Source organism: Micromonospora sp. RTBAU3-60, from assembly GCF_054963695.1.
The window spans coordinates 1-13,407 of sequence record NZ_JBUEGB010000111.1 but is presented as its reverse complement, the minus strand read 5'-3'; the positions used below and the strand labels follow the sequence as shown (position 1 = coordinate 13,407).

Genomic DNA, 13,407 nt, shown 5'->3' with positions numbered 1-13,407 from the left:
CCAGCCCACAGGCCGGGTCCACCGGAACGCCGTTCCTGCTGCTGCGGACCATGCTCGGCCTCGAGCCGTACGAAGACGACCTGATAGTGGATCCGGTGCTGCCCGCCAGGTTCGGTCGCATCGAACTGCTTGACATTCCGGGACGCTGGGGCCGAATGGACGCCATCGGTAACGTGCACGTCGGCAACGCGGGCACGGCCGACGCGTAACGGCCGTTCCCCCCGGCGCGGCCAGGAACCGGCATGTCAGACCGCGGCGGTGACCCCCTGCGCCAGGTCTGCGGCCTTCTCGGCGATCATCACCGTCGCCGCGTTGGTGTTTGTCGACACGATGGTCGGCATGACCGAGGCGTCGGCGATCCGCAGTCCGGACAGCCCCTTCACCCGGAGCTGCGGGTCCACGGCCGCGAGTGAGTCCACGCCCATCCGGCACGAGCCGGCCGCATGTCCGTAGGACTGCACCGCCTCTCGGACGAACGCCGCGATCGTGGCGTCATCGGCGGCCAGGAGCGGGTGCGATTTCGCCTTCCAGTCGTCGAAGGCCGGCATCTCGCTGAGCTGCAGGGCGTGCCGGACACCGGATACCAGGGCCTGAGTGTCGGCGGGTTCGTCGAGATAGCGGAAGTCGATGCGGGGCGGCACCGCCGGGTCGGGGGTGGCCAGTTCCAGCACCCCGCGGCTGGCGGGACGCATGTGCCCGATGCCGAAGGTGTAGCCATGCTCGGGCGCCGACTGCCAGGGGTTGGTGAAGGGGACGTGGATGAACACGATTTGCAGGTCGATCGACGCCCGCCCGGGTTCACTGTCCAGCAGCAGCGTCGTCTCGCCGAGATTGCCGCTGGCGGGTGGGAGCGGGCGGTCTGCCTCGACGGTGAGGCCGGCCAGGATGATGTGGTCTTGGAGGTTCTGCCCCACTCCCGGCAGGTCGTGGAGCACCTTGACGCCGACGCGCTCCAGGACCTGAACGGGGCCGACTCCCGAGGTGAGCAGGAGGTGTGGGGTTCCGATGGCGCCGGCACAGAGGATGGTGTCGATCTCTGCCGCGTAGTGGCGCCGCTCGCCGTCGACGACCGTGTCGACACCGAGGCACCGGTCACCGTCGATGACCACCCGCTCCACGAACGCCCCGGTCACCAGGTCGAGGTTCGCCCGGCCGAGCGCCGGTTCGAGGTACGCCGTCGCGGTGCTCTGCCGCCGCCCGTCGACGATGAGCAGGTCGTGGCTGCTGGCGCCGCGCAGTTCGGCGCCGTTCAGATCGTCGACGACCGGGTGGCCAGCCTGGGCCGCGGCGGCCAGGTAGGCCCGAGACAGCGGGTGCAGATGCGCGGCCGGTGCCGGGCGGAGCGGGCCGGTCTGCCCCCGGTACGCCGGGTCGCCGTGGGCCGACGTCTCGGACCGCATGAAGTACGGCAGGACGGAGGCGTAGTCCCATCCCGTACAGCCGAGATACGCCCAGGTGTCGAAGTCGCTGCGGTCGCCGCGCAGGAAGGCCATCGCGTTGATGCTGCCGGTGCCGCCGACGATTCGTCCGCGCGGGATGTCGTGGACCTTGCCGGTGCCGGCCTGCGGAACGCTCTGAAATGCCCAGTCCACCTCCGTCCGCTGCAGCGCCGGCCAGGTGGACGTAGCCATGATCCGTTCGCTGGGATCGGCCCGGCCCGCCTCGATCAGCAGCACCCGGACCGCCGGGTCCGCGCTGAGCCGGGCGGCGAGAACACACCCGGCCGTACCAGCTCCTACCACTATGTAGTCGTAGCCGACGCGGGAGGCACTCACAGGGACACCACGACTGTCTTGGTCTCGAGGTACTCGTCCAGCGACTCCCGGCAGGTCTCCCGGCCCCAGCCGGACTCCTTGGTGCCACCGAACGGGAGCGCCGAGTCGGCCGCCTGGTAGCAGTTGACCCACACCTGGCCGGACTCGATCTCGGCAGCCATCCGGTGCGCCCGCGAGACGTCTCGGGTCCACACGCCGGCGCCGAGGCCGAAGCGGGTGTTGTTGGCCAGCGCCAGCACCTCCTCCTCGGTGTCAAACGGTACGACCGAGACGACCGGGCCGAAGATCTCCTCGTGCATGATCCGCGCGTCCGGGCGGGCGTTGACGAGGACGGTGGGCTCGACGAAGTAGCCGCCGGCATAGGCCTCGCCCTGCGGCGCGCGGCCACCCGTGACCACCTCGGCACCCTCGCTTACGCCGATCTTGACGTACCCGAGGACGTTGTCGCGGTGCTCGGCCGAGATCAACGGCCCCATCTGGGTGGTGGGGTCGGTACCTCGGCCGAGCGTGATCGAGGCGGCGTGCTTCGCGAGCCGATGGACGACCTCGTCGAACACTCCGCGCTGCACATAGAGGCGGGAGCCGGCGATGCAGCTCTCGCCCTGGGTGGCGAAGGCGGCGGCGGCCGCTCCGGCGATCACGGCGTCGAGGTCGGCGTCGGCGAAGACGATGTTGGGGGATTTTCCGCCCAGTTCGAGCGAGACGCGCTTGAGGTTGCCGGTGGCGGCTCGCACGATCGCCTTGCCGGTGGGTACCGAGCCGGTGAAGGTCACCTTGTCCACGCCGGGGTGCTCGACGAGGGCCGCGCCGGCGGTCTCACCGAACCCGGTCACGTAGTTCACCACGCCGGCCGGGATACCGGCCTCGGCCGTGAGCTGCGCGAGTAGCGCGATGGAGATCGGGGTCTGCTCGGCCGGCTTGAGCACGATGGTGCAGCCGGTGGCGAGGGCGGGCGCGAGCTTCTTGATGGCCATGAGCAGCGGCAGGTTCCACGGCACGATCGCGGCGACCACGCCCACCGGCTCTTTGAGGGTGTAGGCGTGGAACCTCCCGCCGTGGCTGGCCGGGTAGGAGATCGGGATCGTCTCGCCGGTGATCTTTGTGGTCCAGCCGGCGTAGTAGCGCAGTACGTCCACGGAGAACGGTATGTCGAAGTACCGCATCTCGTTGATCGGCTTTCCGCTGTCGATCGAGTCGAGCACCGCGAGCCGCTCGGCGTTCTCCTCGATCAGGTCGGCCAGCCGCCAGATCAGTCTGCCGCGGGCCTGGGGGGTGAGCGACCGCCACGAGCCGCCTGGTGCGAAGGCGGCGCGAGCGGCCGCGACCGCCCGGTCGACGTCACTCGCGTCGCCGGCGGGCACCTCGACGACCACGCTGCCGTCAGCAGGGTCATAGACCGGCAACGTTTGACCACTGACGGCCGCCACCCACTCGCCGCCGATGAACATCTTCTCCGCGAGCCTGATGTCGGTCTCGACCGGCGACGCGGTCTGGAGCCCGCTCGTCATCCTGCAACCTCCTGAGAAAGTTCTGCCATACCAATAGAGATCGTGGTGGTCATGCCTCTGTGCCACCGGATCGGCCGTGCTGGTATTCCAGCAGTTCCGGTGTAGCGCCGCCGCTGTGCAGGCGTGCCGCTCTCAGCGACGGGGAGCCAGCCGCACGCTGATGCTCTTGATGTGCGAGTAGTGGTGCAGCGCCTCGATCCCCTTCTCCCGCCCGTAGCCGCTCTGCTTGTGCCCGCCGAACGGCATCTGGACCGATTGGGTCGACCATGAGTTGATGTAGACCTGCCCTGCTTCGATCGATTCCGCGACCCGGAAGGCACGGGAGATGTCCTCGGTGAAGACTCCCCCGACCAGGCCGAAATCCGAGTCGTTGGCGAGGTCGATGGCCTCCTGCTCGGTGTCGAACGGAATGATCACCAGGATGGGCCCGAAGATCTCCTCCCGGGCGATCCGCATCTCGTTGGTGACGCCGGAGTAGATCGTGGGCTCGACGTAGAAGCCGCCGTCGAGCTCGGGATCGGTGACCACGCCACCGCCGAGTTCGGCTCGGGCGCCCTCCTCGGCGGCGATCGCAAAGTAGCGCTGCACGGTGTCGTACTGGCCTCGGGTGATCATCGGGCCCACATCCTGGCCGGGGCGCAGCCGCCGGGTGGCCGCCACCAACGCGGCGACAAACTGCTCCTGGACCGACCGCTCGACCAGCAGCCGGGTTCCGGAGGAGCAGACCTGGCCCGCGTTGGTCGTGAAGGCCCGGACAGCCTCGGCGGCGGCAAATTCGAGATCGGCGTCGGCGAACACCACGTTGGCCGACTTGCCGCCGAGTTCGAGAGTCAGCGGGAGGATTCGGTCGGCCGCGATCCGTCCGATGTCCTGCCCGACCCGTACCGAACCGGTGAAGGCCACCTTGCGCACCAGCGGGTGCTGCACGATCGCGGTCCCGACCTCGTCACCGCGGCCGAGCACCACGTTGAGCACCCCCGGCGGCAGCCCTTCCTCGCTGGCGATCCGGGCCAGCGCCACGGTCGTCTGCGAGGTGCTCTCCGCGGGCTTCGCGACGATCGTGTTGCCGGCGGCGAGCCCCGGGGCGCAGGCCCGGGCCGCCTGGTTGAGCGGCAGGTTCCACGGCGTGATCACCCCGACCACACCGAACGGTTCGCGCAGCGTGTAGACGTGCAGGTCGGGCCGGATGTCGAGCACGTCGCCCGCCGGCAGGTTCACCAGTGCCGCGTAGAACTCGAAGTACTCCGCGGCACCGCGGATCTCGGCTGTGGCGAGGGCGAGCGGCTTGCCGGTGTCGAGGCTCTCCAGTTCGGCCAGGACGTCGAGGTCCTCGATCAGCCGCCGGCCGATGGCCGCCAGGATCCGGCCGCGTTCCAGCGACGCGATCCGGCGCCACCCGGGCGCCGCGGCATGGGCCGCCCGCACAGCGAGGTCGACATCGGCCGCCGTGCCCTGCGCGACCTGCGCCCCGACGCCGCCGGTCGCCGGATTGGTGCCGGCGCGGAAGCGCCCGGCGGCTGACGGGACGGCCTCGCCGCCGATCCAGTGCAGCAGCGGGGCGTTCACCGGTCACCGCCGATCAGCTCGTACATGGCGGTGTGGTCGGTCTGCGGCGTGACTTCCCCGGCGATGCGCCGCCATTGTCGGGCCACGCCGTCGGCAACCTCGGTGGCCTGGCCGAGTTCGCGTGCCAGGTCCACGGCGATCCCGACGTCCTTGGCCATCAGGTGCAGCGCGAACCCCGAGTCGTAGCTGCCGCTGATCATGAACTGGGCGGCCTTGTTCTCGCTGGTGTTCGAGCGCCCGGAGGAGCTGTTGAGCACCTCGGTCATGGTTTCCGGCGGGATGCCGAACCGCTCCCCCAGCCGTAGCGCCTCCACGGTCACCGAGATGGTGGTGGCCGAGACCAGGTTGTTCAGGGCCTTCGCCGCGTGCCCGGACCCGATGGGGCCGACCGGGATGACAGTCCGGGCCAACCGTTGCAGGGCCGGGCGCACCTCGGCCAGATCGATCTCCTCCCCGCCGACCAGTACCGCCAGCGTTCCGGCGACCGCGCCGCGTACCCCGCCGGAGACGGGAGCGTCGAGCATCCGCAGGCCCCGGGCGGCCAGCCGCTCGGCCAACGCGCGGGTGCGCAGCGGCTCAGAGGAGCTCATGTCGACGACCAGGGTGCCGGGTCGCAGCGCGCTCGCGACCGCGTCGCCCTCGAGCACCGCCTCGACAATCGCCGAGTTCGGCAGCATCAGAATCAGGGCGTCCACGGCGTGGTATGCGTCGACCGTGTGGGCGGTAACCGCCTTCGGGTGGTCGGTCACGAATCCCTCGGCGACGTCCGGCGCGGCGTCGGCCACGGTGAGTCGATAGCCCGCGTCGTACAGTCGCGCGGCCATCGGTCGGCCCATCTTGCCGAGGCCGATGAACCCGATGTGCTCGATCCCCATCGCGGTCACTCGGCGTCCACAGCGGCGAACACCTCGGCGGCGAGGCGGAAGCTCTCCAACGCGGCGGGCCCGCCGCAGTAGAACGCGGTCTGCATGAGGACCTCCTTGATCTTCTCCCGGGAGACCCCGTTGTTCAGCGCACCGCGGACGTGCGCCTTGAACTCGTGGCCCCGGTTGAGGGAGGTGATCATGGCGAGGTTGATCAGGCTGCGCTCCTCCAGGCTGAGCCCGGGGCGGTTCCAGATGTCGCCCCAGCAGTACTTCGTCACGTACTCCTGCAGATCCAGCGAGAAGTCGGTGGCGGCAGCCAGCGACGCGTCAACGTGGGCGTCGCCGAGCACCCGACGGCGCATCGCCAAGCCGGCCTCGTACAAGTCCTCAGTCACGGTGATGGGTTCCTTCCGAGCGATGGTTCAGATCCGGGCCAGGTCGGCCCAGTCCCGGATGACGAACACGTCGGCGGCGGCGGCGACGTGACAGGCGGAGTGCCCGCCGAAGTGGGCCGGAAAGACCAGCAACGAGCGCTCCGCGGCCTCGGCGAGGAGGCGGCGGCGGGACGCCCGGGCCAGCGCCGGGTCTTCGCAGAAGCAGCTGTTGACGTCCGGGTTTGCTATCTGCACGGGTGAGTGGATGATGTCGCCGACGAAGAGCGCACCGGCGTTCCCGGACTCCAGGCGCAGCACCGCGGAGCCGGGGGTGTGCCCGGGGGCGGCCTGCAACACCAGATCGGAATCGATCCGGTACTCGCCGCTCCACAGCTCGACGAGCCCCGCCCGGTGTACCGGGACGACGCTGTCCTCGAAGACGTTCTGGTTGCCGTCGGCCGGCGGGCGCGGGTTCTTCACCGGGTCCCAGAACTCGAAGTCCTCCTGGGTGATGAGATAGCGCGCGTTCGGGAAGGTGGGAACCCAGCTGCGGCCCTCCAGGCGGGTGTTCCACCCGACGTGGTCGACGTGGAGGTGGGTGTTGATGACGATGTCCACGTCCTCCGGGGCGATCCCCGCCGTGGCCAGATTCGCGAGGTACGCGGTGTCGTGGTGGGCGTAGACCGGGGCGTACGGGCGTTCTTTGCCGTTTCCGGCGCCGGTGTCGAGCAGGATCACCGCCCCTTGGCTGCGGATCAGCCAGGTGTGCAGCACCGAGCGGAGTTGCCCCCGACCAGCGTCGAAGAAATCCGGGTCGAGCCATCCGGCGTTGTCCCGCCAGTACGCCGGATCGCTGTCCGGGAACAGGAAGCCGGGGGTCGCCGGGCTGGGGCCGGTGTACTCCTGGATTCGGGTGATCTCGGCGTCGCCGATGACGACCGTGTGCGGCCCGGTCGTCATGATCGGTTCACCGCCGGCACCGGGTAGGCCGCCTCGATCTCGGGGGTCACCGCGGGAAGTACGAAGTTCGCCGTCTCCATGACCTCGGGGGTGAAGCCGTTGCCCTTGGCCAGCGTGCGGGTCTCGGCCATGTAGGCGCTGCGGGCCTGGGCGGCGTCGGTCATGGCCCGCTCGCGCTCCTCCCACACGGCGAGCGCCTCGCCGATCTCGTCGTACTGATCGAGGGTGTGGGCGAGTTCGACCGCGTTGACGATGCCGACGCTGGCGCCCTGCCCGAGTGCGGGACACATGGCGTGGGCGGCATCCCCGACGAGCACCACCCGACCGGTCGACCAGGGTGTCACCCGGTTGGTCTGGTAGCTGTCGTGCCGGCCGCCCTCGGCCTTGCCCGCCAACTCCACGGCCGTGGCCAGGTGCGGGAAGCGTTTCGACCAGACCTCGACGTCGATCGGGATTCGCGAGGCGCGTTCGTTGGTGGTCGTCGCCATCATGCCCATGTAGATCGTGTCGGGTCCGGTGGGGATGAACAGGATGCGCATCGGGTCCGGCTCCAGGGTCCAGAAATCGATAACCCGGTCCCACTCGGGGCCCTGGAACTCCGCCGGTCGCGGGATCAGGACCCGGCAGACGCCGTCCTGGTACTTCTTGCGTTCCTGGGTGAACTCGCCCAGCGAGTTGCGTACCGCCGAGCCGGCGCCGTCGGCGCCGATCACCAGGTCGGCCGCCAGCCGGGTCCCGTCCGCCAGGAGCAGGCCGCCCGCCGGGTCGGCGCCGACCGCCCGGGAACTGGTGACGATCTCGACCCCGGCCGCACGGGCAGCCGAGACGAGCAGCGCGTGCAGCTTCGGCCGGGTTATCGCCCAGTAGGGGTAGCCGGCCAACTCCGAGGAGACCGACTCGCCGTTCAGGCTGGTGTCGTAAGTGCCGGGACGTACGCCGTTCGCCCGGATTGTTCCAGCCACTCCGATGACTTCGAGGGCCAGCATCGCGTTGCGCCATAGCAGGATGCCGGCGCCGAAGTCGCGCACCTGGTCGTTCTGCTCGTGCAGACGTACGGTCCAGCCGCGCCGGGCGAGCGCAATGCTCATGGTGAGACCGGCGAATCCGGCGCCCGCGACCTCGGCACGCCGGGAGCGGCCGGTGGGGCCGGCCGAGAGATTTCCTGTCATTTCAGTGCCTCCACGAAACGGACAGATGGCTGCTGAGCGATCACGTCACCGTCACCCCGCCGCGTCCACCCACACGGTCATGCTCCCTCGCGCCAGCGTGTGAAAGTGCAGGTTGAAGCCCAGGACGACCGGGGTCAGCTCGGGATCGATCTCGAGCGCGGGAACGTCGACCGCGTGGACGATGAACACGTAGCGGTGGCGGCCCGAGCCCGGCGGCGGGTTGGGGCCGATGTACTGGCGCATCCGCAGGTCGTTGGGGAGGGTGAGGGATCCCGCCGGCATCGGCCCGTCCGGCGCGCCGGCGCCGCCGGGCAGCGAGGTCACGGAGGCGGGAATGTTCGCGACGGCCCAGTGCATGAAACCGACCCCGGTGGGAGCGTCCGGGTCGTAGCAGGTGATCGCGAAGCTCTTGGTTTCGGCCGGGAAGTCCGACCAGGCCAGGTGGGGTGAGGTGTTGGTGCCGCCGATGTCCGGGTCACGGTAGGTCAGCGGCATTTCCGTGCCGTCGACGAGGTCGTTGCTGAATACCCGCAGCGGCGGCGCCGGGGTCACGGCTGCGTAGGGGTCGTCGTTGATCACATTTATCTCCTGATCACTTGTCGGCGATCGGTGCGGTGTCGACGTGGGCTGTGCGGATCGTGGTGTGGATGTCCCAGGTGCCGGCCCAGCCGTCCGGCAGGGCGACGGCGCTGCCGGCGGTCAGCTCGTGCGTGGTGCCGTCCGCATCGGTGACGGTCGCCTGGCCGGAGATGACGTACAGGTAGGAGGCCCCCTCGGCCGCCGCTCGCCGGAACACCCCGGGTCCGCGCTCCTGGACGGCGCACCGGCCGTCGGGTCCGTCGAACACGACGGTCTCGGCGACCGGCGGCGCCCACGAGGCCCCGCCCGCCGCCACCGGAACCCGCAGGTCGCCGCCGAGCACGTCGACCGCGGCTAGGAAGGCGGACGGCTGCACACCCTCCCGGTACGGCGGCACCGGGGTCGTGTGCAGGTACACCTTCCGGATGGTCTCGCGGATGTCCCAGGTGCCGACCCAGCCGTACGGCAGCACGATCACGCAGCCGGCGGTCAGCTCGTGGGCGGTGCCGTCCTCGTCCGTGATGGTGGCCTCGCCGGAAATGATGTACATGAACGAGCCCCGCTTGTCCTTCACGCGGGGATAGACACCGGCGTCGCACGCCCAGACGGCGAAGAATGTGCCGGCAGCGTCGTACAGGACTCTCTCGTAGGCGAAGGGCGCCCCGTGCAGGATCGGCTCCATCGAGATCTCGATGGGGAGCGGGCCGTCGAGTACGGCCGTGGCGTCCAGGAACACCGACGGATGCGTGGTCTGGTTCGTGGTCATGGTTTTCTCCGTGGGACGATCAGCGGGCAGTTCGGGCCAGCTCGGTCGGCAGACTCGGCGGGGGCGCCGCGGGTGCCTCGATGCCGAGCAGGTCGAACGAGGGGCGGTGCAGGATCCCGTGTAGTTCCTCGTCGGTGATCGGCGTGTGCGCGATCTGCCGCATCCGGGCGACGACCCGTTCGAGGGCGGCGGCGGCGCTGGCCGCGGCCACCATCGGGGAGTCGCTACCGAAGAGCACCTTGGAGAGGACGCCGTACTCCTTGGCGGCCGAGAAGGCGTTCGCCAGCACCGTCGGACGGCTCGCGATCGCGGATGTGTCGGCAAAAACGTTGGGGTGCCGGCGCATCACGACGACGGTCTCGTAGATCCACGGGTGGCCCATGTGTGCGACCACGATCCGCAGTTCGGGAAAGGTGCACGCCACGTCGTCGAGCAGCAGCGGGTTGGCGTCGGGCAGTCGGCCGGCGTTCGCGAAGATCGCGCCTTGGTGGATCATCACGGGCAGGCCGAGCCGCTCCGCGGTCTTGAAGACCCGCATCGTCATGGGGTGCAGCGGCGAGGTTCCCTGGTAGATCGGCCCCATCTTGATGCCGACCAGCCCAAGTTCCGCGTGGCAGCGCTCCACTTCGTCGACCGCGTCGTGGCGGGTCGGGTCGACCGACATGAAGCCGACGGTCTGACCGCCGACTTCTCGTACGAATGCGGCGACGGCATCGTTGGGGACCATGATCCCGGAGGCCTGCGCCTGGAGTCCGAAGACGATCGTCCGCTCGGCGGGCGCGACGCCCCTGCGGTAGGACTCCACTGTGACCAGGTCGATCTCGTCGGAGGCCAGCGTCTTCGAGACCCGTCCCAGCCCGTCCGTCCAGGGAGAGCGCTGGTGCTCCCGGGTCCAGAAGTGCGTGTGCACGTCGGTGATCAAAGTCAGACCTCACTTCGCAGATAGGGAACGGCGAGCGCCTCCGGTGCCTTGTGCCGCCGTTTGCCCTCGGCGGCGAGGGCGACGAGCGCCAGCACGTACGGCATGGCGAGCCACAGGGACACCGGCAACGCCACGGCCGGTCGGACAAGGGCGAGCACGACCAGCAGCGCGACCACGGCCAGGCCGGCAAGCTCGGATGCGCTGGCCCGCCGCCGGTCGAGGCGGGAGGTGGCCGCCGCACGCCGGACGCGCCGGGTGCCGAGAGCCACCAGGATGAGCAGGGCGGCGGCGACCCATACCTCACGAGGGATGTCGCCGACAGCCTGCAGCCGCAACTGGGTGGCATCGGTGACCGCGAAGATCGCGACGGCGAGGCCCAGTCCGCTCAGCCGCCAGCCTCCGAACAGGACGGCGGCGATCGCCAGATAGCCGCGCCCGCCGGTCATGGCCTCGCGGAAGACCCCGACGTCGCCGATGGAGATGTACGCTCCCGCCGCTCCGGCGCAGGCCCCTGAGAAGAGGACGCCGGCCCAGCGCAGCCCGCGGACGCTGACGCCGGCGGCGTCGACGGATACCGGGCTTTCACCGGTCGCCTTCAGGTTGATGCCCCAGGTCGTCCGAGTCAGTGCCAGGGCCACGAGGACGACGATGACGGCCGTGGCGTAGATGAAGGCGTCCTGGGTGAACAGGGTGGGCCCGAGGACGGGCACGTCCGAGAGCAGCGGGATCGCGAGTCGGGGCAGTGGGTCGAAGGCGTGTGGCTTGGTGAAGATGTCGTCGTTGAGGAACGCCGTCAGGCCGTAGCCGAGCAGGGTCAGCGCGATGCCGGAGACGATCTGGTCGACCTTGGTCTCGATCGCGAGCACGCCCATCAGCGCCCCGAAGAGCAGGCCGCCGACGATGCCGCCGAGGAAACCGACCGCGATGTTCCCGGTGCCGGCCATCACGAGGTAGCCGCCGAAGGCGCCGACGAGCAGCACGCCTTCGAGCCCGACGTTCAGTACGCCGGCCCGCTCCGAGACGAGTTCCCCGGTGGCGGCGAGCAGGATCGGGGCGGCGATCGTGATCACCGAGACGAGGAACGCGACGTCGAAGATCCCCATCTCAGGCCTCCTCGGTCCGGGCACCGCTGGGGACGACGACCCCGGACGGTCGACGGGCGGGGGCGGGCTTGGCCGTGGACGGCGCCCTCGTGCGGGCCCGCAGGACGAGGGCCGCCACCAGAACCAGCACGATGACGGCGCCCTGGAGGACCGAGGCCAGCGAGGACGGTACGTCCAACTGGGCCTGCATGGCGGTCCCACCGACGTTCAGCGCGGAGAACACGACGGCGGTGGCGACCGCGCCGACTGGTGAGTTGCGCGCCAGCAGCGCCACCGCGATGCCGTTGAAGCCGACGCCGGCTTCGAATCCGTCACTCATCCAGGGCGCGGAACCGGCGAAGAGCAGTGCGGCGCCCGCGAGACCGGCGAACCCACCGGAGATCACGATGGCGGCGGCCCCTTCGCGGACCGGATCGATGCCGGACCACCGAGCGGCCTCCTGGTTGCCGCCGGCCACCCGCAGGCGGAAGCCGAACGCGGTGCGGGACAGCAGCAGCACCACAGCGATCGCGCACACCGGGAGGAGCACCAGGTCGTACGAGAGGGTGCGGCCGGGAATCGACTCGACGCTCGGCCACAGTGCGGCGGCCGGGAAGTTCGCCGACTGCGGTTGACCGTCCAGGGAGCCCTGCAGCGGCCCTCGGACCAACCAGTCCGCGACCTGGATCGCGACCAGGTTGAGCAGGAGCGACGAGACGATCTCGAGTACCCCGCGCGAGGCCCACAGCCAGGCGGTCAGGCCCGCCCAGAGGGCGCCGCCGACGATGCCGGCGACGGCGGTGAGCAGCACCGCGACCGGGCCGGGCAGGCTACCGCACTGCAGCCCGACCGCCGTGGCCAGGGATCCGCCGGCGAGGATCTGACCGGGAAAGCCGACGTGCAGGCGTCCGGCCCGGGTGGTCAGGATCCAGCCGAGCGCGACCAGGAGCAGCGGCACAGCGTAGGTGAGCGTCGTACCGGCGTTGGTCGGCGTTCCGAATGTGCCGCTCCAGAAGGCGCGGAGCGCGTCGGGCGGGGCCACCCCGATCGCCACCAGCAGGAGCGCGCCGACGGCCAGTGCCGCCAAGGCCACTCCCACCTGCACGAGCAGCCGCATGATCAGGTCTTTCGACAGCATCACAGGGCCTCTCCGGACGACGTCATGAGGGTGCCGAGGCTGGCGCGGGTGGTCTTCGCGGCGTCGACGACGCCCCGGATGCGCCCGTGAGCCAGCACCGCGATCCGGTCGGACATCGAGATGACCTCGTCGAGGTCCATGGAGATCAGCAGCACGGCACCGCCGCGTTCGCGGTGCGCGACGAGGCTCCGGTAGACGAAGTCCGCCGCCCGTACGTCGAGACCGCGCACGGGCTGTGCGGCGATCAGCAGAGCCGGATTCCCCGAGAGTTCCCGGGCGAGGACGGCCTTCTGCTGGTTTCCGCCGGAGAGTCGCCCGATCGGCAGGTTCTCGCTGTCGGCGCGTACGTCGAACTCGTTCATCAGCCGGCGCGCCTCGGCGGACGCCGCCCGGATGTCGAGCAATCCTCGCCTGTTCAGCGGCGCGGAGCGCAGCGACCGTAGGGTGATGTTCTCCCAGAGGGTCATCCCGGGGACGATCGCCGCGTGGTGCCGGTCCTCCGGAATCACCGCTCCGCCGGCTCGGAAGAACCCGCGCGGCGACCGGTGAGTGAATGGCCGCCCCGCCAACTCGATGGTGCCCGAGAGCGGTGCCCGGATGCCCATGAGCACCTCGACGAGCTCGGACTGACCGCTACCGGCGACCCCGGCGATCCCGAGGATCTCGCCTCGGCGCACCTCAAGGTGGACGCCCTGGAGCGCC

The 13,407-nt window shown here is 70.1% G+C and carries 14 protein-coding genes; 1 reads left to right on the top strand and 13 read right to left on the bottom strand.

Annotation, left to right across the window (positions count from 1 at the left end; translation table 11 throughout):
• On the top strand, positions 1-209 hold a 209-nt coding region (locus ACY34I_RS38610), incomplete at its 5' end, for a hypothetical protein (protein ID WP_462760202.1).
• Between the two features lie 36 nt (positions 210-245).
• On the opposite strand, the gene ACY34I_RS38605 is transcribed toward ACY34I_RS38610, so the two are convergent.
• From ACY34I_RS38605 to ACY34I_RS38545, 13 genes are all read right to left on the bottom strand, one after another.
• The gene (locus tag ACY34I_RS38605; protein ID WP_462760200.1) at positions 246-1,775 is read right to left on the bottom strand and encodes a GMC family oxidoreductase; all 1,530 of its coding nucleotides are present in this window, start codon (positions 1,773-1,775) and stop codon (positions 246-248) included.
• Complete coding sequence (locus ACY34I_RS38600; RefSeq protein ID WP_462760198.1) at positions 1,772-3,283, bottom strand: aldehyde dehydrogenase family protein; 1,512 nt, start codon at positions 3,281-3,283, stop codon at positions 1,772-1,774. The genes ACY34I_RS38605 and ACY34I_RS38600 overlap by 4 nt, the downstream gene beginning before the upstream one ends.
• A gap of 132 nt (positions 3,284-3,415) precedes the next feature.
• A complete protein-coding gene (locus tag ACY34I_RS38595; RefSeq protein ID WP_462760196.1) occupies positions 3,416-4,849 on the bottom strand; it encodes an aldehyde dehydrogenase family protein in 1,434 nt (477 codons plus the stop codon).
• The gene (locus ACY34I_RS38590; protein ID WP_462760204.1) at positions 4,846-5,724 is read right to left on the bottom strand and encodes an NAD(P)-dependent oxidoreductase; all 879 of its coding nucleotides are present in this window, start codon (positions 5,722-5,724) and stop codon (positions 4,846-4,848) included. The genes ACY34I_RS38595 and ACY34I_RS38590 overlap by 4 nt, the downstream gene beginning before the upstream one ends.
• Positions 5,725-5,729: 5 nt before the next feature.
• On the bottom strand, positions 5,730-6,110 hold the full coding sequence (locus tag ACY34I_RS38585; RefSeq protein ID WP_462760194.1) for a carboxymuconolactone decarboxylase family protein: 381 nt from the start codon (positions 6,108-6,110) through the stop codon (positions 5,730-5,732).
• Positions 6,111-6,137: 27 nt separating this feature from the next.
• On the bottom strand, positions 6,138-7,049 hold the full coding sequence (locus ACY34I_RS38580; protein ID WP_462760192.1) for an MBL fold metallo-hydrolase: 912 nt from the start codon (positions 7,047-7,049) through the stop codon (positions 6,138-6,140).
• A complete protein-coding gene (locus ACY34I_RS38575; RefSeq protein ID WP_462760190.1) occupies positions 7,046-8,218 on the bottom strand; it encodes an FAD-dependent oxidoreductase in 1,173 nt (390 codons plus the stop codon). The genes ACY34I_RS38580 and ACY34I_RS38575 overlap by 4 nt, the downstream gene beginning before the upstream one ends.
• 51 nt (positions 8,219-8,269) lie before the next feature.
• Positions 8,270-8,797 carry a YbhB/YbcL family Raf kinase inhibitor-like protein gene (locus ACY34I_RS38570; protein ID WP_462760188.1) on the bottom strand — a complete coding sequence of 176 codons (528 nt, stop codon included), beginning with the start codon at positions 8,795-8,797 and terminating at the stop codon, positions 8,270-8,272.
• Positions 8,798-8,810: 13 nt separating this feature from the next.
• The gene (locus tag ACY34I_RS38565; RefSeq protein ID WP_462760186.1) at positions 8,811-9,563 is read right to left on the bottom strand and encodes a cupin domain-containing protein; all 753 of its coding nucleotides are present in this window, start codon (positions 9,561-9,563) and stop codon (positions 8,811-8,813) included.
• A gap of 19 nt (positions 9,564-9,582) precedes the next feature.
• Positions 9,583-10,485: an amidohydrolase family protein gene (locus ACY34I_RS38560; protein WP_462760184.1), complete on the bottom strand. Its 903-nt coding sequence runs from the start codon at positions 10,483-10,485 to the stop codon at positions 9,583-9,585.
• Positions 10,486-10,487: 2 nt separating this feature from the next.
• The gene (locus tag ACY34I_RS38555; protein WP_462760182.1) at positions 10,488-11,588 is read right to left on the bottom strand and encodes an ABC transporter permease; all 1,101 of its coding nucleotides are present in this window, start codon (positions 11,586-11,588) and stop codon (positions 10,488-10,490) included.
• Position 11,589: 1 nt separating this feature from the next.
• Positions 11,590-12,705, bottom strand: coding sequence for an ABC transporter permease (locus ACY34I_RS38550; RefSeq protein WP_462760180.1), 1,116 nt, complete (start codon positions 12,703-12,705; stop codon positions 11,590-11,592).
• A partial coding sequence (locus ACY34I_RS38545; protein WP_462760178.1) for an ATP-binding cassette domain-containing protein occupies positions 12,705-13,407 on the bottom strand: 703 nt, incomplete at its 5' end. The genes ACY34I_RS38550 and ACY34I_RS38545, both read right to left, overlap by 1 nt.

What these genes read in the sequence shown, in the direction of transcription:
- ACY34I_RS38550 (WP_462760180.1), bottom strand. Translation starts at nt 12,705, where the DNA reads ATGCTGTCGAAAGACCTGATCATGCGGCTGCTCGTGCAGGTGGGAGTG.
- ACY34I_RS38600 (WP_462760198.1), bottom strand. Translation starts at nt 3,283, where the DNA reads ATGACGAGCGGGCTCCAGACCGCGTCGCCGGTCGAGACCGACATCAGG.
- ACY34I_RS38590 (WP_462760204.1), bottom strand. Translation starts at nt 5,724, where the DNA reads ATGGGGATCGAGCACATCGGGTTCATCGGCCTCGGCAAGATGGGCCGA.
- ACY34I_RS38565 (WP_462760186.1), bottom strand. Translation starts at nt 9,563, where the DNA reads ATGACCACGAACCAGACCACGCATCCGTCGGTGTTCCTGGACGCCACG.
- ACY34I_RS38580 (WP_462760192.1), bottom strand. Translation starts at nt 7,049, where the DNA reads ATGACGACCGGGCCGCACACGGTCGTCATCGGCGACGCCGAGATCACC.
- ACY34I_RS38555 (WP_462760182.1), bottom strand. Translation starts at nt 11,588, where the DNA reads ATGGGGATCTTCGACGTCGCGTTCCTCGTCTCGGTGATCACGATCGCC.
- ACY34I_RS38575 (WP_462760190.1), bottom strand. Translation starts at nt 8,218, where the DNA reads ATGACAGGAAATCTCTCGGCCGGCCCCACCGGCCGCTCCCGGCGTGCC.